This is a genomic window from Telluria sp. ZT3P39 (genome assembly GCF_059685935.1).
Window position 1 is genome coordinate 150,437 of sequence record NZ_JCASIH010000003.1, and the last position, 20,630, is coordinate 171,066.

Annotated in this window: 21 protein-coding genes and 1 tRNA gene; 11 read left to right on the plus strand and 11 right to left on the minus strand. The window is 64.8% G+C overall.

Annotation, left to right across the window (positions count from 1 at the left end):
• Positions 1–51 precede the first annotated feature (51 nt).
• The gene (locus tag AC56LR_RS04775; RefSeq protein ID WP_497128046.1) at positions 52–1,011 is read left to right on the plus strand and encodes a PEP-CTERM sorting domain-containing protein; all 960 of its coding nucleotides are present in this window, start codon (positions 52–54) and stop codon (positions 1,009–1,011) included.
• Positions 1,012–1,085: 74 nt separating this feature from the next.
• On the opposite strand, the gene AC56LR_RS04780 is transcribed toward AC56LR_RS04775, so the two are convergent.
• Positions 1,086–1,162, minus strand: a tRNA-Pro gene (locus tag AC56LR_RS04780).
• A 55-nt stretch (positions 1,163–1,217) separates the two neighbouring features.
• On the minus strand, positions 1,218–2,204 hold the full coding sequence (ispB, locus tag AC56LR_RS04785) for an octaprenyl diphosphate synthase (protein WP_497128048.1): 987 nt from the start codon (positions 2,202–2,204) through the stop codon (positions 1,218–1,220).
• A 286-nt stretch (positions 2,205–2,490) separates the two neighbouring features.
• Between ispB and rplU the strand changes: the two genes are divergently transcribed.
• The 6 genes from rplU to AC56LR_RS04815 all read left to right on the plus strand — a co-directional run bounded on the left by rplU (position 2,491) and on the right by AC56LR_RS04815 (position 7,644).
• Complete coding sequence (rplU, locus tag AC56LR_RS04790) at positions 2,491–2,802, plus strand: 50S ribosomal protein L21 (protein ID WP_171087799.1); 312 nt, start codon at positions 2,491–2,493, stop codon at positions 2,800–2,802.
• Positions 2,803–2,844: 42 nt separating this feature from the next.
• Positions 2,845–3,117, plus strand: a complete 273-nt coding sequence (gene rpmA, locus AC56LR_RS04795; protein WP_497128051.1) for a 50S ribosomal protein L27 — start codon at positions 2,845–2,847, stop codon at positions 3,115–3,117.
• Positions 3,118–3,225: 108 nt separating this feature from the next.
• On the plus strand, positions 3,226–4,338 hold the full coding sequence (gene cgtA / locus AC56LR_RS04800; RefSeq protein ID WP_497128053.1) for an Obg family GTPase CgtA: 1,113 nt from the start codon (positions 3,226–3,228) through the stop codon (positions 4,336–4,338).
• Positions 4,328–4,774, plus strand: a complete 447-nt coding sequence (locus tag AC56LR_RS04805; RefSeq protein WP_497128055.1) for a hypothetical protein — start codon at positions 4,328–4,330, stop codon at positions 4,772–4,774. Before cgtA ends, AC56LR_RS04805 begins: the two co-directional genes overlap by 11 nt.
• Positions 4,771–5,889, plus strand: a complete 1,119-nt coding sequence (gene proB / locus AC56LR_RS04810) for a glutamate 5-kinase (RefSeq protein ID WP_497128057.1) — start codon at positions 4,771–4,773, stop codon at positions 5,887–5,889. Before AC56LR_RS04805 ends, proB begins: the two co-directional genes overlap by 4 nt.
• A gap of 168 nt (positions 5,890–6,057) precedes the next feature.
• Positions 6,058–7,644: a methyl-accepting chemotaxis protein gene (locus tag AC56LR_RS04815; protein ID WP_497128059.1), complete on the plus strand. Its 1,587-nt coding sequence runs from the start codon at positions 6,058–6,060 to the stop codon at positions 7,642–7,644.
• Positions 7,645–7,664: 20 nt separating this feature from the next.
• Here the strand turns inward: AC56LR_RS04815 and nth are convergent, their stop codons facing one another.
• Together nth and rsxB are read right to left on the minus strand one after the other, a co-directional pair.
• A complete protein-coding gene (gene nth, locus AC56LR_RS04820) occupies positions 7,665–8,369 on the minus strand; it encodes an endonuclease III (protein WP_497128061.1) in 705 nt (234 codons plus the stop codon).
• A 13-nt stretch (positions 8,370–8,382) separates the two neighbouring features.
• Positions 8,383–9,060 (minus strand): electron transport complex subunit RsxB, encoded by a 678-nt coding sequence (rsxB, locus tag AC56LR_RS04825; protein ID WP_497128063.1) that lies wholly within the window; start codon positions 9,058–9,060, stop codon positions 8,383–8,385.
• Between the two features lie 151 nt (positions 9,061–9,211).
• Here rsxB and AC56LR_RS04830 point away from each other — a divergent pair, with 151 nt between their 5' ends.
• The gene (locus AC56LR_RS04830; RefSeq protein ID WP_497128065.1) at positions 9,212–9,547 is read left to right on the plus strand and encodes an RcnB family protein; all 336 of its coding nucleotides are present in this window, start codon (positions 9,212–9,214) and stop codon (positions 9,545–9,547) included.
• Between the two features lie 87 nt (positions 9,548–9,634).
• Here the strand turns inward: AC56LR_RS04830 and AC56LR_RS04835 are convergent, their stop codons facing one another.
• The 5 genes from AC56LR_RS04835 to AC56LR_RS04855 form a co-directional block, all read right to left on the minus strand.
• Complete coding sequence (locus AC56LR_RS04835; RefSeq protein WP_497128068.1) at positions 9,635–10,870, minus strand: polyhydroxyalkanoate depolymerase; 1,236 nt, start codon at positions 10,868–10,870, stop codon at positions 9,635–9,637.
• Between the two features lie 313 nt (positions 10,871–11,183).
• Positions 11,184–12,281 carry an NAD(P)/FAD-dependent oxidoreductase gene (locus AC56LR_RS04840; RefSeq protein ID WP_497128070.1) on the minus strand — a complete coding sequence of 366 codons (1,098 nt, stop codon included), beginning with the start codon at positions 12,279–12,281 and terminating at the stop codon, positions 11,184–11,186.
• Positions 12,282–12,408: 127 nt separating this feature from the next.
• A complete protein-coding gene (gene fdxA / locus AC56LR_RS04845) occupies positions 12,409–12,732 on the minus strand; it encodes a ferredoxin FdxA (RefSeq protein WP_091871505.1) in 324 nt (107 codons plus the stop codon).
• Between the two features lie 180 nt (positions 12,733–12,912).
• Entirely contained in the window at positions 12,913–13,188 is a 276-nt protein-coding gene (locus AC56LR_RS04850; protein ID WP_497128072.1) for a protealysin inhibitor emfourin, read from the minus strand.
• Positions 13,185–14,699 (minus strand): hypothetical protein, encoded by a 1,515-nt coding sequence (locus AC56LR_RS04855; RefSeq protein WP_497128074.1) that lies wholly within the window; start codon positions 14,697–14,699, stop codon positions 13,185–13,187. The genes AC56LR_RS04850 and AC56LR_RS04855 overlap by 4 nt, the downstream gene beginning before the upstream one ends.
• 176 nt (positions 14,700–14,875) lie before the next feature.
• Here AC56LR_RS04855 and AC56LR_RS04860 point away from each other — a divergent pair, with 176 nt between their 5' ends.
• Complete coding sequence (locus AC56LR_RS04860) at positions 14,876–15,157, plus strand: polyhydroxyalkanoic acid system family protein (RefSeq protein ID WP_497128076.1); 282 nt, start codon at positions 14,876–14,878, stop codon at positions 15,155–15,157.
• Between the two features lie 43 nt (positions 15,158–15,200).
• On the opposite strand, the gene AC56LR_RS04865 is transcribed toward AC56LR_RS04860, so the two are convergent.
• Positions 15,201–15,455, minus strand: coding sequence for an acyl-CoA-binding protein (locus AC56LR_RS04865; RefSeq protein ID WP_497128078.1), 255 nt, complete (start codon positions 15,453–15,455; stop codon positions 15,201–15,203).
• A gap of 230 nt (positions 15,456–15,685) precedes the next feature.
• Complete coding sequence (locus AC56LR_RS04870; RefSeq protein ID WP_497128080.1) at positions 15,686–16,042, minus strand: FKBP-type peptidyl-prolyl cis-trans isomerase; 357 nt, start codon at positions 16,040–16,042, stop codon at positions 15,686–15,688.
• Between the two features lie 159 nt (positions 16,043–16,201).
• Here AC56LR_RS04870 and AC56LR_RS04875 point away from each other — a divergent pair, with 159 nt between their 5' ends.
• Positions 16,202–17,023: an EI24 domain-containing protein gene (locus AC56LR_RS04875; RefSeq protein ID WP_497128082.1), complete on the plus strand. Its 822-nt coding sequence runs from the start codon at positions 16,202–16,204 to the stop codon at positions 17,021–17,023.
• Between the two features lie 402 nt (positions 17,024–17,425).
• Complete coding sequence (locus AC56LR_RS04880) at positions 17,426–20,599, plus strand: transglycosylase domain-containing protein (protein ID WP_497128084.1); 3,174 nt, start codon at positions 17,426–17,428, stop codon at positions 20,597–20,599.
• The last annotated feature ends 31 nt before the right edge of the window (positions 20,600–20,630 follow it).

Below are 20,630 nucleotides of genomic sequence, written 5' to 3' on the forward strand. Positions count from 1 at the left end.
GGGTATCAAATCCTGGCAATAGGGAAGGGGCACGAAGTGCTCTGGATACTATTGCAGTTTTTTGATTGCTTCAATGAAAAAGCGCGTGAAAGCAGGGCAGCGCCGAGGGATGCCATGTTGAAATTTCAAAAGTCGATTCATTCTGTTGGTCTTGCTGGACTCTTCTGCCTGGCCAGTTCGCTCGCGCAAGCAGTCCCCATCACGTTTTCCGCGACGGATTACGATAACAGCGCGGTGCAGACCTTCGGGTACTTCCGCGATGTTCACAATGGGGCGATGATCAACCGCGGCCAGGATCTTGGCGGGCCGGCAGATGGTCCCGGCTTGAACACGGCCTTGAACTTCACCGGTTCGGACAATAACGCCTCGCCAATGGGACGCGTCACGATCTACGACACGACACCGATCGATGGCACGGTGAAGAACATGTTTACCGGCAACATGTCCATGTCAGCCGATATACTGATCAGCCGCTTCAATAACGGCAAAGGCGGCGGCCTCGTGACGATGTTTAACGAAGGCCCTGGCAACACCGGCATCGCCTTGTTCCTGACGAATGCAGGCAACAGCGACAGCTTTTCGGTCAAGCTGCAACAGCAGACCGGTGTGTCGACATCCAATCTGAGCAGTGTCTCTCTCAGCAATGACATTCTGGAGGACGCCTGGTACAGGCTCATGCTCGATCTCGCCTTCAACGGACAGGATTTTACGATCACAGGCAAAGTCTTCAGCCATGCCGTTGCGTCAAACCCCAGCAGCGCGCTTGGTTCGCAGGTCGGCACGACGCTGACCTATACCGACGTCGCACCCTGGAGTACCGGTCTTTCGAATCCTTATGAGATCGGCCTGGTTGCACGCGCTGTAAGTGGCGTGGTAGACACCAGTATCACGAACTTCGATTTCCAGAACGGCGCCGTGGGCACGGTTCCGGAGCCGGGAACCCTGGCCCTGCTCGGTCTTGGTGTGGCCGGATGCCTGGTCCGCCGCCGCAGTATTGGGGCGCGAGTGTAGACTGACGCGTAGTGCTGAGAGCAGTAAAGGAAAGGCCAGATGCGCTGTCGCTGCATCTGGCCTTTGTTATTCTGTGGTCGGGGTGAGAGGATTCGAACCTCCGGCCTCTACGTCCCGAACGTAGCGCTCTACCGGGCTAAGCTACACCCCGACTGGTTCGAGGCGCCTGAAACACTCTGCCTCGGGAAGCATTAATATAATTTTGCTTAATGGTTTCTGTCAACAGCGAAGCTGCACAGTTGCAGCAGGCTTGATTTGTACACGCTCTCGGGCAAACCGGAGATCGCTTCCGCCGCGCGCTTGCCGGCCTGTTCCGCCTGCTGGCGGGTGTAGTCGAGCGCGCCGCTCGAGGTGACGGCGGCCAGCACGGCTTCGAACTGGGCTTCGTCGCCGTGCTCGATGCAGTTGCGCACCAGCTCGCGCTGCTCGGGGGTGCCGTGGTCCATCAGCCAGATCAGGGGCAGGGTCGGTTTGCCTTCGCGCAGGTCGTCGCCCAGGTTCTTGCCGATCTCGGCGGCGTCACCGGCGTAGTCGAGCACGTCGTCGATCAGCTGGAAGGCGGTGCCCAGCGAGCGGCCGTATTCGCCGGCCGCTTCGATCTGCTCGTCGGTGGCGCCGGAGATCAGCGCGCCCAGTTCGGCGGCCGCTTCGAACAGCTTGGCGGTCTTGGAGCGGATCACCTTGAGATAGCTCTCGTGCGTCACGTCCGGGTCGTGCATGTTCAGCAGCTGCAGCACTTCGCCTTCGGCAATCACGTTGGTGGCGTCGGACAGGATGCGCATGATGCGCATGTTGTCGAGGCTGACCATCATCTGGAACGAGCGCGAATACAGGAAGTCGCCGACCAGCACCGAGGCGGCATTGCCGAACAGGGCGTTGGCGGTCTGGCGGCCGCGCCGCATCGAGGATTCATCGACGACGTCGTCGTGCAGCAGGGTGGCGGTGTGGATGAATTCGACGACCGCCGCCAGCTCGTGGTGGGCGGTGCCGCGGTAGCCATAGGCGTTTGCCAGAAGGAGCACCAGCACCGGCCGGATGCGCTTGCCGCCGGCACTGATGATGTACTCGGCGATCTGGTTGACCAGGCTCACTTCCGAGTGCAGGCGCTGCCGGATCACCGCATTGACGGCATCCATGTCGGTGGCGATCGATTGTGCGATGGTGTTCTGGGCGTGTTGGGTAGCGGCTGACAAGGCGAACCTGCAATAAACAGTGAGTATTTGGTTAAGTGGTGATTATACGACATGCAAGGGAAGGCTGCCCCACTGATGACTTCCGGCTCGCCGCGAGGGCTCGGGCCCGGTGCCGGGCGCGGGCGTTGCCAGCACGCTACGGTGGCCGGCCGGCTCGTCCGAAATAGTGGCGCCGTTTTGACGCGCTGCAGCGAGTTATGTATAATCCTCTGTTCCCCGGCATCCGAACAGTTCAGCGTCTCTGACGCCGGCGAGATTCTTTTAACATTTGATGAGGTTTCTAATCATGTACGCGGTCATAAAAACCGGTGGCAAGCAGTATAAAGTTGTCGCTGGCGAAAAACTTAAAATAGAACAGATACCGGCTGACATTGGTTCCGAACTCACGATCGATCAGGTCCTCGCCATTGGCGCGGGCGACAGCCTCAAGTTTGGGGCTCCGCTGGTCGAAGGTGCAACGGTTCTGGTGAAGGTGATTTCCCAAGGTCGCCACGACAAGGTGCGTATCTTCAAGATGCGTCGTCGTAAGCACTACCAAAAGCGTCAGGGCCACCGCCAGAACTACACCGAAATCCAAGTGGTTTCGATCAACGGCTAATCGCCGACCGGTCCATCAGTTCAGTCATCAAGGAGTAAGTAAATGGCACACAAAAAAGGCGGCGGTACTACCCGCAACGGCCGTGACTCAGAAAGCAAGCGCCTCGGCGTGAAAGTCTACGGCGGCCAGGCGATCAACGCCGGCGGCATCATCATTCGTCAGCGCGGCACCCCAGTGCGCGCCGGCACCAACGTCGGCACCGGCAAGGATCACACCCTGTTCGCGCTGGTCGATGGTCATGTCAAGTTCGTCAAGCAAGGCGTGGGCTCGAAGCAGTTCGTGACCGTCATTGCTAGCGAAGCAGTCGCAGCGTAATTTACGCATGCATGCGCCGCGTTTGCGGCGCTCTTTGTAAGGCGCAAGCCTTCCATCGAAAGGCTCTGCCCCAGGTAGGGCCTTTTTAGTTTTTAAGCGGTTACCATCATGAAGTTTATCGACGAAGCAAGAATTGAAGTCATCGCCGGCGACGGCGGCAACGGGTGCGCCTCGTTCCTCCGCGAGAAGTTCCGCCCGTTCGGCGGCCCGGACGGCGGCGACGGCGGCAAGGGCGGCTCGATCTACGTGGTGGCCGACCGCAACATCAACACCCTGGTGGACTTCCGCTATTCGAAGACCCACCACGGCAAGGACGGCGAACCGGGCCGTGGCTCCGATTGCTACGGCAAGGGCGCTGAAGACGTCTACCTGCGCATGCCGGTCGGCACCCTGATCATCGACGACGTCAACGGCGAGATCGTCGCCGACCTGACCTCGCATGGCCAGAGCGAACTGCTGGCCAAGGGCGGCGAGGGCGGCTGGGGCAATATCCACTTCAAGACCTCGACCAACCGCGCACCGCGCCAGAAGACCGAGGGCAAGGAAGGCGAGCGCCGCACCCTGCGCCTGGAACTGAAAGTGCTGGCCGACGTCGGCCTGCTGGGCATGCCGAACGCCGGCAAGTCGACCTTCATTACGGCCGTGTCGAACGCCAAGCCGAAGATCGCCGACTACCCGTTCACGACCCTGCACCCGAACCTGGGCGTGGTGCGCGTGTCGCACGAGCGCAGCTTCGTGATCGCCGACATCCCGGGCCTGATCGAAGGTGCGTCCGAAGGCCTGGGCCTGGGCCACCAGTTCCTGCGCCACCTGGCGCGTACCGGCCTGCTGCTGCACATCGTCGACCTGTCCTCGTTCGAGACCAACGTCGATCCGGTCAAGGAAGCCAAGGCGCTGGTCAAGGAACTTGAAAAGTACGACGAAGAGCTGCTGAACAAGCCGCGCTGGATCGTGCTGAACAAGCTCGACGTGCTGGACGAAGCCGAGCGCAAGAAGCGTGTGAAAGACTTCGTCAAGCGCATGGCCTGGAAAGGTCCTGTGTTCGAGATCTCGGCACTGAACCGCGAAGGCTGCCAGGACCTGATCAACGCGATCTACCTGCACCTGGAAGAGAAGCGCCACAGCGCGCAGCGCGCCGAAGAAACCTCGATGACCGAGGAAGCGCGCGGCATCTCGTCGATCGATCCGGAAGACCCACGCTTCAAGATCCTTGAAGACTAAGCTGGCCGGCGCATCACCCGGCAAGCGTGCCAGCCCCGGCATCAGCCGCGGCTGGCTGCGCAGTCGGCTGCTGCAACTCGTCGCCACCGCCAGCTCGCTGGCGGCCCTGGCGGCATTGCTCGATCCCGACCGCATTGCGTCGGCGATGGGCGTGTTTCTCGTTGGCGTGAACGGCTACAGCCAGTTCTACGCCGTCTACGTCGGAGTCCGGCTCGCTATCGCGCTGCTGGCGCTTTTGGCAGCCAGGCGGGGCGACCAGCCCATCCTTGGCGACCTCACCGCATTGTTCCTCCTGGCCCAGCCGGCCGGGCGCCTTGTCGCGGCTTTCGCGATCGGGCTGCCGAAGGGGGTATTATTAGCAGTCAGCGCGGTCGAGTTGTTGGCGGGACTTTCCCTGCTGGCCTTGCGGCCGCGAGGGAAAATCCTGTCGCCATGAACTCAACGCTCCAGCAAGCCTCGCGCATCATCGTCAAGGTCGGTTCCTCGCTCGTCACGGACGAGGGCAGGGGCCTGGATCACACCGCCATCGCCCGCTGGGCCTCCCAGATTGCCGCACTGCGCGATCTCGGCAAGGAAGTCGTGCTGGTGTCCTCGGGCGCCATCGCCGAGGGCATGCTGCGCCTCGGCTTCGCCAGGCGCCCGACCGATATCCACGAACTGCAGGCCTGCGCGGCCGTAGGCCAGATGGGTCTGGCGCAGATCTACGAAACCAGCTTCCGCAGCCACGGCATAGGCACGGCGCAAGTGCTGCTGACCCACGCCGACCTGGCCGACCGCGAACGCTACCTGAACGCGCGCTCGACGCTCACCACCCTGCTGCGCCTGGGCGTGGTCCCGATCATCAACGAGAACGACACGGTGGTCACCGACGAGATCAAGTTCGGCGACAACGACACCCTGGGCGCGCTGGTGGCCAACCTGATCGAGGCGGACGTGCTGGTGATCCTGACCGACCAGCGCGGCCTGTATTCGAGTGACCCGCGCAAGGACGCTACGGCGCACCTGATCGCCGAAGGCCAGGCGGGCGACCCCGCATTGGAAGCGATGGCCGGCGGCGCGGGCTCGAGCCTGGGCCGCGGCGGCATGCTGACCAAGGTGCTGGCCGCGCGCCGCGCCGCGCGCTCCGGCGCCCATACCATCATCGCCTGGGGCCGCGAAGACGAGGTCCTCACCCGCCTGGCCGGCGGCGAGGCGATCGGCACCCAGCTGGTCGCGCCGACCGGCCGCCTGACCGCGCGCCGCCAGTGGATGATCGACCACCTGCACACCACCGGCGAGGTCGTGATCGACGCCGGCGCCGCGCAGAAGCTCACGCGCGAAGGCAAGTCGCTGCTGCCGATCGGCGTGGTCGCCGTGCGCGGCGAGTTCGGACGCGGGCAGGTGATCACCTGCATCGACGAAGCGGGCCAGCCGCTGGCACGCGGCCTGACCAATTACACCAGCAGCGAAGTGCGGCGCATCATGCGCCATTCGTCGGCCGAGATAGAACGCATCCTCGGCTATGTCGAAGGGCCGGAGCTGGTGCACCGGGATAACCTCGTGCTGCTGTAAGCCGGTTCGCACCGCCATGGTGCGTCCGTTGCTGCTGAGCTACATAGTGATGCCCGTTCGCTCATGGCCAGGGTCTTAATTTTGCCTGGAAGACACAAACCACCTAGACTGGAGATGCGCCCTGCATAGCCGTCCGCGCTTGTGCAACGTGTTTTCCAGGACCCGATCATGAAACTCAGCCGTAAACTGCCCATCGGCTTCGCCGCCGTCACCCTGCTGGTCGCCTGCGCCGGATTCTTCGGCATGAGCCAGATGAACCACGCCATCGACACCTATAACGCCGCCGTCGTCCAGTCCACCCATGCCCAGCGCGTGGAAAGCCTGCTGTCGCACTTCCGGCTGCAGACCCAGGAATGGAAGAACACCCTGCTGCGCGGCAAGGATGAAGAACAGCGCGTCAAATACTGGAAGGCCTTCCAGAGTAACGAGGCCGGGCTTGCCAAGGAGGTAGCGGAGCTGGCCGCCGCCATGCCGGCGGGCGAAGTGCGCGAATTGCTGGTCCGGTTCGGGCAGGCCCACCTCAAGATGGGCGAGGGCTATCGCCGCGGCTTCGCCGATTTCACTGCTGCGGAATTCGACGCGGCTGCCGGCGACAAGGCGGTCAAGGGCATGGACCGCGCGCCGGCCGAGCTCCTGGTCAAGGCCCGTGAGGCCATGGCGAAGCAGACCGACGCGACCGTCCTGGCAGCGGAAGCGGTCGGCAAACGCGCTACCGTGCTCAGCTACTCACTGATGCTGCTGGGCGCGATCGCCGCCGTCGCCGCCGGAATCCTGGTGTCGCGCTCGATCACCCGCCCGCTCGGCGAGGCGGTCGAGGCGGCGCAGAACGTCGCATCGGGCGACCTGCGCACTGTCATCGAGGTGCGCACGGACGACGAAACCGGCCAGCTGCTGCAGGCGCTGAAGGACATGACCGGCAGCCTGCAGAACATCGTGGCGCAAGTGCGCGGCGGCGCGGAAACCATTGCCGTGGCATCGGATGAAATCGCGCGCGGCAACCTGGACCTGTCGACCCGCACCGAACACCAGGCCGGCGCCATCGAGGAAACCGCTTCGTCGATGGAAGAAATCACCTCCACCGTGCAGCAGAACGCGGACAACGCGCGCCAGGCCAACCAGCTCGCCATCTCGGCCTGCGACGTGGCCGTCAAGGGCGGCAACATGGTCGAGCAGGTGGTCGGCACCATGGCCTCGATCAGCGAATCGTCGCGCAAGATCGTGGACATCATTTCGGTCATCGACGGCATCGCCTTCCAGACCAACATCCTGGCGCTGAACGCCGCTGTCGAAGCGGCGCGTGCCGGCGAGCAGGGCCGCGGCTTTGCGGTCGTCGCGGGCGAAGTGCGCAACCTGGCGCAGCGCTCGGCGACCGCGGCCAGGGAGATCAAGGGCCTGATCAACGATTCGGTCGCGCGCGTCGATGCCGGCAACTGCCTGGTCGGCGAGACCGGCGCCACGATGGGTGAGATCGTCACCAGCGTGCGCCGCGTGATGGACATCATCGGCGAGATCAGCACCGCCAGTGCAGAGCAGGGCGCGGGCATTGCCCAGGTCAACATGGCGGTGAGCGAGATGGACACCGCCACCCAGCAGAACGCGGCGCTGGTGGAAGAAGCTGCCGCGGCGGCGGAATCGCTGCGTGAGCAAACGCTGGCGCTCACCGAGGTCGTCTCCGTGTTCAGGCTCGAAGATGCGCGCGCGGCGCGCCGGGCCATTCCAGCCCAGTCGCCGGCACGCTTGCGCGCTCCCGGGTAAGCCGGCGAAAAGCAGATGTCCTAGGCGCCGTCGCGCGCCAGCTCCGTCGCATTGAGCGTGGGCGCCGCTGCCGGATCGAGCACGCCGGCCGGCGCCGGCGTCTTGCCGCGGAATTCGCACAGGTCGGCGATCAGGCAGTTCCAGCACTTGGGTTTACGCGCCACGCAGGTATAGCGGCCGTGCAGGATCAGCCAGTGGTGGGCGTCATGCAAAAAATCCTTGGGCACGAACTTGAGCAGCTTCTGCTCGACGATGTCGACGTTCTTGCCCGGCGCGATACCGGTGCGGTTCGAGACCCGGAAGATGTGGGTGTCCACCGCCATGGTCGGCTCGCCAAACGCCGTATTGAGCACCACGTTGGCGGTCTTGCGGCCCACGCCCGGGAGCGATTCCAGCGCCTCGCGCACGGGCGGCACTTCGCCGCCGTACTGGTCCACCAAAATCCGGCAGGTGGCGATCACGTTCTTCGCCTTGGTGTTGTACAGGCCGATGGTCGCGATATACGACTTGAGTTCGTCCAGGCCCAGGTCGAGGATGGCCTGCGGCGTGTTCGCCACCGGGTAGAGGCGGCGCGTGGCCTTGTTGACGCCGACGTCAGTCGATTGCGCCGACAGCAGCACCGCGATCAGGAGTTCGAAGGGCGTGGTGAATTCGAGTTCGGTGGTGGGCTTCGGGTTGGCGGCGCGAAAGCGCGTGAAGATCTCGAGACGTTTGGCGGGGTTCATGGTGAGCGTGGGCTTACTGCTGGTCCGGCGGCGTGCTAGAGGCTTTCTGGCGCGCGCGCTCGATCGCGGCGGCGATGATGGCGCGCTTGCGTTCTTTCTCCGCCAGTTCTTCCGGCGTGTTGGCCGCTTCAAGCGTCACTTCGCGCATCTTCGCCAGCGCCTTGGCCGCCAGCCGCGCATCGTTTTCCGCTTTCTCGCGCCGCAGGCGTTCGCTGCGGAAGTCGTGGCGCGCACGCGCCGCATCGGCCGCTTCCTGCGGCCACGCATCCCAGCCGGTCGTGTTCGTGACCGGCAGCATCGAGATGCAGTCGACCGGGCAGGGCGCGACGCACAGGTCGCAGCCGGTGCACAGGCTCGGCAGGATGGTATGCATCTGCTTGGCCGCGCCCAGGATGGCGTCCACCGGGCAGGCCTGGATGCACAGGGTGCAGCCGATGCAGAGCGACTCGTCGATGAAGGCGACCGGGCGCGGGCGCTCGAGGCCGTTGGCGGGATTGATCGGGATCACCGGGCGGCCGGTCACGCTAGAGAGGCGCCGCACGCCCTCGATGCCGCCGGGCGGGCACTGGTTGATGTCAGCTTCGCCGCGTGCGATGGCCTCCGCGTATGGCCGGCATGCGGGATAGCCGCACTTCGTGCATTGCGTCTGCGGCAGCAGGTCTTCGATCTGGTCGGCGAGGGTCTTGGTCACGGCGCGCGGGTGCGGGGAAAGCCGACATTATCCGCCAAAACCGGTGCCGGTGCGAAGTTCGCCAGCGCACGCAATCAGCGTGCTTGAGCGAACAGACTGCGCGGCGTGTGCGTGGTGTACTGGAGCCATCGATGCCCATACAGGAGCTCACATGAACAAACTCATCGTCCCGGCCCTGGTCGCCGCGGTGCTGGCCGGTGGCGCCGCGGCCCAGGTCCACCAGCGTGGCGAACAGGAAGCACGGGCACAGCAGGTCAAGCAGGCAGAAAAGACGGGACGCTACCGCAGCGTGGAAACCAGCGGCCAGCTCAAGCGCGGCGAGCAGTTGCCGGCGCGCTACCGCACGCATCATTACGTGGTCGAGAACTGGAAGGCGCACCGCCTGACGGAACCGCCGCGCGGGCACCAGTGGGTGCAGGCGGGGAGCGATTATGCGCTGGTGTCGATTGCGACGGGGGTGGTGACGGAGGTGTTGGTGGGGAAGTGATGATGCGCTGACGCTGACCGGCTTCGCTGTGTACCCGCGACCCCCAAACAAAAATGCCGGAGCTAATCTCCGGCATTTTTACGTTATTCAGGCATGCGCCCGAATGAACTCGCCGATCTTCGGGCAGATGATCTCGCGCCAGCGGCGGCCCGAGAAGATGCCGTAGTGGCCGCATTTCGGGGCCTCGAAGTCGAGGTGCATTTCCGGCGGGATGCCGGTGCACAGGTCGTGCGCCGCGCGGGTCTGGCCGGCGCCCGAGATGTCGTCGAGTTCGCCTTCGACCGTGAACAGGGCGACCGTGGTGATGTCCTGCGGGCGCACCAGCTGGCCGCCGACTTCCCAGGTGCCCTTGGGCAGGCGGTGTTCCTGGAACACGGTCTTGATGGTGTCGAGGTAGTACTCGGCCGGCATGTCGAGCACGGCGTTGTATTCGTCGTAGAACTGGCGGTGCGCTTCGGCCGAATCGTCGTCGCCCTGCAGCAGGTGCGAGTAGAACTCGCGGTGGCTCTGGGCGTGGCGGCCCGGGTTCATCGCGATGAAGCCGGCATGCTGCAGGAAGCCGGGATAGACCTTGCGGCCGAAGCCAGGGTAGTTGCCCGGCACCGAATAGATCACGGTGTTCTCGAACCACGAGAAGGGCTTTTCGACGGCCAGGTCGTTGACGGCGGTGGGCGACTTGCTCGGGTCGATCGGGCCGCCCATCATGGTCATCGTCTTCGGCAGCTTCGGATCCTTGTTGGTCGCCATCAGCGAGATCGCGGCCAGTACCGGCACGGTCGGCTGGCAGACCGAGATCACGTGCACGTCGGGTCCGAGGTGGCGGATGAAGTCCTGCACGTAGAAGATGTAGTCGTCGAGGTGGAACGGGCCGCTTGATAGCGGCACCATGCGGGCGTCGGTCCAGTCGGTGATGAAGACGTCATGCTCGGCCAGCAGGGCGCGTACGGTGTCGCGCAGCAGGGTGGCATGGTGGCCCGACAGGGGCGCGACGAGCAGTACGGTCGGCTGCTTCAGCGCGGCAAAAGCCTGGTCGCCCAGGTCTTTCTTGAAATGGAGCAGCTTGCAGAATGGCTTTTCCACCACGGTGTGCTCGATGATGCCGACATCGGAACCGTTGACAGGGACGGTCTTGATGCCGAAGGCCGGCTTTTCGTAATCCTTGCCAAGGCGGTACATCAGTTCGTAACCTGCGGCGATACGTTGCGAGAACGGCGTGTGCGCGAATGGCGACACCGGGTTCGAGAACATTTTCGAGGACGCGTCAGCCCACTGCATCAGCGGGGTGAGGAAAGAGCGTTGCATCTCGTGTAGTTGGTAAAGCATAAAGTGTTCCTTCGGTAGGCTAAGCGCGTCGCAATCGTTGCGCGTGACTGCGGTTGATTATAGGGGATATGATTTACTTGTGGAAACAGTCGTTTTCAATTCCCTGCGCTCACAACTCCCTTGTAGCATATTTGTGTGCGGTAGTTCGGTGAGGCTCCCCACATAACCGGAAATGCGTTGATCAAGAGCGCTTTTTCGTCGTCACTACGTTACGGAACGATGCGGTTTTTTCTACTCGATGCCAACCCGATAAGGGTCAAAAAAAATGCCGCCAGGCTTGCACCGGGCGGCATTTTTTGAGGGCGAAGCCCGCTTAGTCGAAGACCGGGCTTTCGACCCCGAGGATCTTGTGCAGCTTCGGCGAGGTCGTCGTGTATTGCATGTGGATCTTCTTGTCCGGGAAGATGTAGGGCGCGGCGCCGAAGGCGGCCAGCGCGGCTTCGTGGAAGCCCGACAGGATCAGCTTCTTCTTGCCCGGATAGGTGTTGATGTCGCCCACGGCGAAGATGCCCGGCACGTTGGTCTCGAACTTTTCGGTATCCACGACCTTGAGCTGCTTGCGCTCGATGTCCAGGCCCCATTCGGCGATCGGACCGAGTTTCGGCGACAGGCCGAAGAAGACCATCAGCATGTCCAGCGGCACGCGGCGGGTGACGCCGTCGGCGCCGGTGACTTTGACTTCCGACAGCTTGCCGTCGGTTTCGTGGAAGCCCACCACCTGGCCGGTGATCAGCTGCATTTCGTATTCGTCGCACAGGGCCTTCATCTTGGCCACCGAGGCCGGGGCCGCGCGGAAGTCTTCGCGGCGGTGCAGCAGCACGACCGATTCGGCCTTGCCCACGAAGTTCAGCGCCCAGTCCAGCGCGGAGTCGCCGCCGCCGCAGATGACCAGGTTCTTGCCCTCGAAGATCGATGGATCCTTGACGCGGTAGTGCAGCTGCGAGCCTTCGAACTTCTCGATGCCGTCGACCTTCATCGTGCGCGCCTGGAACGAGCCGACGCCGGCGGCGATGAAGATGGTCTTGGTGATGAACTGGGTGCCCGTCGAGGTCTCGACGTTGAAGCGGCCGTCTTCGCGGCGCTGCACGGTCGTGACTTCCTGGTTCAGGTGGAAGGTCGGCTCGAACGGCTCGATCTGCTTGAGCAGGTTGTCGGTCAGTTCCTGGCCGGTGCACACCGGCACGGCCGGGATGTCGTAGATCGGCTTGTCCGGGTACAGTTCCACGCACTGGCCGCCGACGGCCGGCAGCGAGTCGATGACATGGGCCTTGATTTCGAGGAGGCCGAGTTCGAAGACCTGGAACAGGCCGACCGGACCGGCGCCGATGATCACGGCGTCGGCGTCGATCGCACCGGCGAACGAGCTGTTGGGAGCGATGCTGCCCGCTTCGTGGGAGGCACTGATAGTCATGCGCTTAAATCCTGTGGTTTTTTTGGGTGTGGGTGTGACGGTGGCCGCTAGTGTGCCACGATTGACGAACCTGCGCTGAGGCCAGGCCCAGCGGTCCCGCGTTCGGCCGGGCCCGGCTGTACGGAGCTTAGCGGGCCAGCTGGTCCAGCTTGTCCTTGACGTCTTTCCACTCTTCCGCGTCGGGCAGGGCCGGCTTGGTCTTGGTGATCGACGGCCAGAAGCGCGACAGGTCGGCGTTAATCTTGATGAATTGCTGTTGGTCCGACGGCACGTCTTCTTCCGCGTAGATTGCATTCACCGGGCACTCGGCGACGCAGACGGCGCAGTCGATGCATTCGTCAGGGTCGATGGTGAGGAAATTCGGGCCTTCCCGGAAACAATCTACCGGGCATACATCGACGCAATCGGTATAACGACAGCGGATGCACGATTCGGTGACAACGTGGGTCATAACAGTCCTATTAGTTGGTAAGGCGTCGCGGCGCCGGGCGCGGGGGCCGGCCGGACATGGCAAAGCACTGTATTTTAGGGCAATTCCCGCTTTCCGACAAATTGGCCTTATACACAATATATATAAGCAAATGTTGGCCGTGACGGCGCACAGCAGGACGCCGCCAGGGCCAATTTCGCTTCAGGCGGCGCCGCGCAGGCGCTGTAACAGGGTCTGCCAGTCGCCGCCGCTGCCGTCCTCGCGCACGAAGACCGTATGGCAGCGCGGCCCGTCCTCGACCGTGATTTCCCAGCGCGGCATATCGGCCCCGACCGGGCAGACCGGCGCGGCCGAGAAGAAATCGAGCCGGCCCAGCAGGCCTTCGAGCTCGCCGCCGATGGGGTGGTGGGCGGTGTCGAGGTCGTAGGCTTCGGCCAGTCCGGCGAAGCCGCCGCAGGCGCGCGCGCTGATCTTCATGATTGGTCCGCCATCGAGGACACCGGGACCGCCGCAGCGGCAGGAACCGTGCACTCGCCCATCCGGCCATTGGCCGCGCACCAGCGCGCCAGCGCCCGGGCTTCGCCGTCCAGCACCTGGTCGACCTTGTGGTATTCGGGCAGGTTCATGGTGCCGCAGCAGGCGCGCCGGTCCTGGCGCGCGCCGGGCGCGTCGCAGACCTTGGGCGCCAGTTTCTCGCCGCCGATGGCCGCCGCCGAGCCTTCCGGCGGCGCCTCCACCACGTCGCGCCGCCCGAACTGGTTGCGGATGAAGGCGGCGTAGCTGTCGGGCTTGCCGTCTTCAAGAACGATGCGCAGCATCTCGTTGACCACGTCGACATAGGTGGCGGCGCGGTCCGGCGCGGCGATCAGGGCGCGCAGCAGCAGACCGCGCAGGTAGGCCGCCACCCGGTGCAGTACGGCGGCGCAGTCGTCCAGCAGCGGGTTGCGTTCGTAGGCGAACATGTCGGCCAGCACGTCGTACATGGCGCCGGTGAAGACCTGCGAGATCGCATGCACCTGGGTGCCGGCCTGGCCGAGGGTCAGGTCGTTGTCGGCGTTGCGCAGCCCGGTGGCGCCGCCCAGGGCCAGGCCGAACTGCTCGGCAATGTCTGAGAGGTAGGTCTTGTCGTGCAGGTGGGCCTTGGTCTGTGCGACCACGGCTTCGCACTGGTCGAGCTGGGACAGGGCAAGGAAGATCGCGGTCAGGTCGCCGAAGGCTTCGTGCAGGCCGCCGGTCTGGGGCGGGGCGTCGGCCAGCAGCCATTGCGGCTTGAGGCCGTCGAGCACCGCATGGGCGGTCTCGTGGGCCACGATGTCGAAGGAACGGCAGGTGTACACGCGCGCAGCCTCACCACCAGCGGTGCCGTTCGGGATGAAATCGCCGAACTTCAGGCAGGCCTGGCTGCGGCTGTAGAACGCGTTCATCACGTTCGGCAGGCCGTAGGGGAAGACCGTTAGCGGGCGCGTGTCCATGCTGGTGTTCCACTGCCAGGGCAGGGGCATCTCGAGCCCGGCCCCAAACAGGGCGCGCTGGTACATGGTCAGGGTCTGGCGCACCACCGAGAAGGTGTGCACCGCGTCGAACTGCGGGGTGTCGGGCTGGGTGACGAAATCGCCCAAGGTGTTCGGCTCGACCGGGTCGATGCCGGGGCTGCCGGGCGCGATGCGGGCGTCGCGCGGGCCGGCCAGGACCGGGCCGGGCAGGTAGGCGCGGCGGGTGCCGATCTCGCCGACCGACGGGTCCTGCTTCCACATCAGCACGCGCGCGCCGAAGGCATGGGGCAGGGGCGGAGGTTCTGCCGAGACCTCGTCTTCCAGGGGGGCAGGTGCGGCGCCCGGGGCCGGCTCAGGCACCGCCGGCTGCTCGAGCAGCCGGGCGGCGCGGTGCTGGCGCTGGTAGGGCGCGCTGGGCGTGGGGATGAAGCGGGCCGGAGGTTGGTCACGGTCAAGCGTGGCCAACGCGTCCGGCAAGGGGGCACCTGGTTCCATGACGGCTCCTTGCGAAATGTCGGGCGGCCTGACCATGTTCGCGCGCTGGGCAATGCGGGCATTGAGCACTATCAATTGATCTGGAACGGAAGCGGTGTGCTGTGGCGGACTGGCCGAGTTCGCTTCCAGCTGGCATCATGGCGGACTGTCTCGCAATAAATGAAGGAAAGCCCAGCATGTCGGAAATCAGCATCGTCCAGGAACACAGCCTCAGCCCGGAACAGGCGCGCGCAGCGGCCCAGCAGGTGGCGCAGCGCATCTCGACCGAATATGGCCTGGAGTGCAAGTGGGAAGGGGACGTCCTGCGCTTCGAGCGCAGCGGGGTGGAAGGCGCCCTGACCCTGGACGGCGGGCGCGCGGCCATGCGGATCCGCCTGGGCTTCTTCATGAGCGCATTCGCCGCGGCCATCGAGGCCAAGGTGGCGGAAAAGATGCGCAAGGTGTTCGTGCCCGCTTAATCAATTTTTTGCCCGCCTAGGCGGGCAACACTTCAGCCCCGCCTCAGCCCTTGAGTTCTTCGATCAGGTCGATGTACTGCTGCATGGCGTCGTCCTGCGAGGTGCCGTTCAGGGCGGCCCAGGCGTCGAACTTGGCGCGGTTGACGAAATCGGTCATGCCCGGGCGCTCGCCGGTGGCGTCGCCGCTCGAGCCCTGCTTGTAGAGCGCGTAAATCTTCAGCAAGGTCATGTTGTCCGGACGTTCCGGCAGATTCTTGGATTCGGCCTGGGCCTGGGCAAACTGTTCTTGCAAGCTCATGAATACTCCTGTGGTGGTTGCGTTGGCATTACGGTAATGCCGGGGCATCTTAGCGCAGGAGCGGCGCGTTCACGCCCAAACGGGGCGAACTTTAGAGGGGATGCTCGGGGGTAGGGTGGCCGGCTCGGCCGATCGCGCGGTGATAGTTGCGCGATGAATAAGCGCACGGGCTTCAGCACCGTGGTTTGAACGCGCGGTCGGCAAAGCCGACCACCCTACAGGCATGCGTATTAGACAGCCAGCAGTTCGACGTCGAAGATCAGGGTCGCGTTCGGCGGGATCACGCCGCCGGCGCCGCGGGCGCCGTATCCGAGGCTGGCCGGGATGGTGAGGCGGCGCTGGCCGCCGACCTTCATGCCCTGCACGCCTTCGTCCCAGCCGCGGATCACATGGCCGGCGCCCAGCGCGAACTGGAACGGGTCATTGCGGTCTTTGCTCGAATCGAACTTGGCGCCGGCGGTGCCGTCGTCGTTGCGCAGCCAGCCGGTGTAGTGGACGGTGACGTGCTGGCCGGCTTTCGCCTCGGCGCCGTCGCCGACGACGGTGTCTTCGTATTGCAGGCCGGAATCAGTGGTATTGGTGGACATGGTCTTCCCTGTTGTTCAAGTTGAAAGGCGATTGTAGTGCATCGCCGGACGGGCTGCCAATGGCCGCGCCCCCGGCGATGTGCGTAGAATGGCAATCATGCAAACCAAGCAAGGAGCCGCGATGCCTCTTCCTCCCCAGACGCCGTGCCGGGTGGTCCGATGAAAGGCGTCGGCCTGGCCTACCGCCGCGCGCTGCGGGCCCAGTTCTCGCGCCGCATGCTGCTGCTCTCCAGCGCGCCGCTGGCGCTGTCGCTGGTGCTGTGGGGCGCGCTGCTCTGGACCGGCCTTCAGCCGCTGCTCGACTGGCTGCATGGCGCCTTCACCGAATACGAGATCTTCCAGCAGACCGGCGGCATGCTGGCCATGCTCGGCCTGAGCGTGCTGAAGGTGATGGTGGTGCCGCTGCTGGCCATCGCGCTGCTGCTGCCGCTGATCATCGGCTCGGCCCTGCTGTTCATGGGCGTGATCGCGATGCCCGTCATCGAGCGTCACGTCGGCAACAACCATTACCCGCAGCTGGAAAAGAAGCAGGGCGGTTCCTTCATCGGCAGCGTCGCCATCAACGTCGGCAGCACGGCGGTGTTCGCGGTGCTATGGCTGTTCACCCTGCCGCTGTATGCGGTGCCGCCGCTGGCCTGGCTGGTGCAGGCCTGCCTGTGGGCCTGGGTGACCTCGCGCGTGATGAGCTATGACGCGCTGGCCGCGCATGCCAGCGTGGACGAGCGCCAGGAGCTGATGCGGCGCCATCGCGGCGCGCTGCTCACGATCGGCTTCGCCTCGGGCCTGGCCGGCGCACTGCCGGGCATTGCCTGGATGGGCGGGGCGCTGCTGTCGGTGGTGCTGTTCCCCTTCCTGGCGCTGCTGTCGCTGTGGCTCTACATCATGATTTTCTTGTTCGCCGGGCTCTGGTTCCAGTACTACTGCCTGGGAGCGCTGGAAGAGATGCGCGGCAGCGCCCTGACGCCGGCGGCGCAGGCCTGAACACAGGTCCCGGACGGCGTGTCAGGACAGCGCCGGAGGCTTTGTAGGACTGCATGCCGCTGAGCTAACTCGGCCGTTGTTTTTTTGCGAAAATACATCGCATGGATCAAAATTGTTAAACCGCGTCTCGCGCGTGACGTATTGATGTGGTGGAATGATACCTGTGGTGGTGCAATCTGGAGTGAGTTTGCGCCGCCCGTTTTTGCGAACTGACGACGACGCAATCACTCGAACAAACCAGCAGCAACGATGGCGAGCAGGTTGGCGGGGATTGAGCGCAGCATATTGAATCAAACCGGTTGAGCCATCATGGAAAGTATCCGCCGTTTAGGACGGCCTAGTAATGTATTCCGCGCGGTCGGCAAGTGGCGCGGACGTTCCGCCCCAGCTGGCGGCGCACCTGTGCTCGCATCCGCGGGCGGCAGCGATGTCCCCCTGTACGAAGCCTTCCCGCATCTGGCCGTGGCCAGAGGCGGGGGTGCGTCCGGCGGCGAACCGCTGCCTCCGCCCGAGCCGCCCGAGGGTTCCGACTCGCCCGGGCCGGCGCCGCGCAAGCGCAATGTCAAGCTCTGGCTGTACGGCGCCTTGCTGGTGCTGCTGGCGCTGCTGGCCGCCTGGACCGTGCTCGAGGTGCGCAGCTCGCGCCTCCAGGCCAGGATTTTCGCCGGCATGGCCGCCGACCTCGACTTCCGCATGGAGAAGGGGCCGAGCCAATCGATCCGCTTCCCTGGAGCCAGCCCCTACGACACGCGCCTGGGCTATGCCAGCCTGCCGGCCTACCTGCAAAAACTGGAGTCGCGCGGCTACCTGATCGATTCGCAGGCGCGCATCTCGCCCAAGATGGTCGAGATGGCCGACCGCGGCCTGTACGCCACCTACCACGAGAAAACCAAGGTCGGCCTCGAGATCCTCGATTGCCGCGCCCAGCCCCTGTTCGCCTCGCGCTTCCCCGAACGCTTCTATCACAAGTTCGACGAAGCGCCGTCGCTGCTGGTGCAAAGCCTGCTGTTCATCGAGAACCGCGAGCTGCTCGACCCGGCCTATCCGCACCGCAATCCGGCCATCGAATGGGACCGCTTCTCGAAAGCCGTGTTCGACAAGACCCTGAGCAGCGTCGGCCTGGGCGGCGCCGGGCGCGTGGCCGGCGGCTCCACGCTCGCCACCCAGATCGAGAAATACCGGCATTCTCCGGAGGGCCGCACCGGCTCGCTGCACGACAAGATCATCCAGATGTCCTCGGCCACACTGCGCGCCTACCAGGATGGCGAAGACACCACCGGGTCGCGCCGCCAGATCGTGCTCGACTACCTGAACACGGTGCCGCTGTCGGCCAAGCCGGGCTACGGCGAAGTCAACGGTATCGGCGACGGCATGTGGGTCTGGTACGGGCGCGATTTCGACCAGGTCAGCCGCATGCTCAAGGGGCCGATGAACACCCCTGACGCCGTCACCGCCTACAAAGAGGCGCTGTCGCTCATGATCGCGCAGCGCCGCCCGGCCTATTACCTGGGCGCCGGCGAGAACGACCTCGAAACCCTGACCAACAGCCACCTGCGCGTGCTGGCGCAGGCCGGCGTGATCTCGCCGCAGCTGCGCGACGCCGCACTGCGGGTAGCCCTGCACCCGTCCCAGGCCTCGGGCGTGGCCGCGCCCGGCGCCGACGCCTTCGTGTCGCGCAAGGCCGCCAATGCGGTGCGCAACCACCTCGGCTCGCTGGTGGGCGACGCGCGCCTGTACAACATCGACCGCCTCGATCTGTCGGTGGTGTCCACCCTCGACGCCCAGGTGCAGGCGGCCGTCACCGATGCGCTGCGCAAGCTGACCGACGCCGAGCATGCGAAAGCGGCCGGCCTGACCGGCAAGGGCCTGCTCGGCAACGGCGACCCTGCCCAGGTGGTCTACAGCTTCACGCTGATGGAGCGCGGCGAGCACGTGAACTACCTGCGCGTGCAGACCGATAACTACGACCAGCCGCTCGACATCAACGAAGGCGCCAAGCTCGACCTCGGCTCGACCGCCAAGCTGCGCACCCTGGTGACCTATCTCGACATCGTCGACCAGCTGCACAAGCGCTTCGAGCCGATGGACAAGATCGGCCTGATGGGCGTCGAAGTCGACGCCAAAGACCGCATGTCGCAGTGGGCGCTGGAGTATTTCCGCACGCTGCCCGCGCGCGCCGACCGCGGCCTGGCGCCGATGCTGGCGGCCGCGATGGAGCGCAAGTATTCGGCCAACCCGGGCGAAGCCTTCTTCACCGGCGGCGGCCTGCACACCTTCGGCAACTTCAGCAAGCTCGATAACAGCCGGATCATGACGGTGACCGAGGCGCTGCGCAATTCGACCAACCTCGTGTTCGTACGGATGATGCGCGACGTCGTGCGCTACTACATGTTCCAGCTGCCGGGTTCCTCGGCCCAGCTGCTGGCCGACGCCGACGACCCGCGCCGCGCCGAATACCTGGCGCGCTTCGCCGACAGCGAAGGCAAGGTGTTCATGGCCAAGTTCTGGAACAAGTACAAGGGCAAGACCCCGGCCGAGGTCGAGGCCCTGCTGTTCCAGACCGTGCGTCCGATGGCCTCGAAACTGGCCGCTGCCCACCGCACGATCGCGCCGAAGGCCTCGCTGGCGCAATTTGCCGAGTTCATCGACAAGTCGCTGCCGACGGCAAAAGAGATGGACCCGGACCGCATCCCGAAGATGTACGAGATGTACGACCCGCGCAACATGTCGCTGGCCGACCGCGGCTACGTGGCCTCGGTGCACCCGCTCGAGCTGTGGCTGGTGAGCTACCTGCGCGTCCATCCGAAGGCCGGCTGGACCGAAGTGACCAATGCCAGCGTCAAGGAACGCCAGGAAGTGTATTCCTGGCTGTTCAAGACCCACCGCAAGCACGCCCAGGACAACCGCATCGCCGGCCTGCTCGAAGTCGAAGCCTTCCTGAAGATCCACGCGCAGTGGAAGAAGATGGGCTATCCGTTCGACTCGCTGGTGCCGTCCTACGCCACCACCCTGGGCGCCTCGGCCGACCGGCCGGCCGCGCTGGCCGAGCTGATGGGCATCATCGTCAACGGCGGCATGCGCAAGCCGGTCGAGCGCATCGATTCGCTGCACTTCGCCAAGGACACGCCTTACGAAACCCTGGTCAAACGCGCCAAGGGCGGCGGCAAGGAACAGGTACTCTCGCCCGAGGTGGCGCGCGCGGTGGCCGACGCCATCCAGGGCGTGGTCTCGGACGGCACCGCCAAGCGCGTCAAGACGGCCTTCGTGCAGTCCGATGGCAGCGTCATCGCCCTGGGCGGCAAGACCGGTACCGGCGACCAGCGCTTCGAGGTGTATGCGCGCGGTGGCCGCGTGCTCGAGTCGCGCTACGTGAACCGCTCGGCTACTTTTGTGTTCAACATCGGCGAGCGCTTCTTCGGCAGCATGACCGCCTATGTGCACGGTCCGCAGTCCGGTAACTACGACTTCACCAGCGCACTGCCGGTGCAGCTGCTGGTCACGCTCGCCCCGAGCCTGATGCCGATGATTGAGCCGCCTCCGGGCAGCATCGGCGCCCAGCGACAGTGCGTCCGTTAAAAGGCGCGGTCCGGCGATCCGGAGGCGTTGC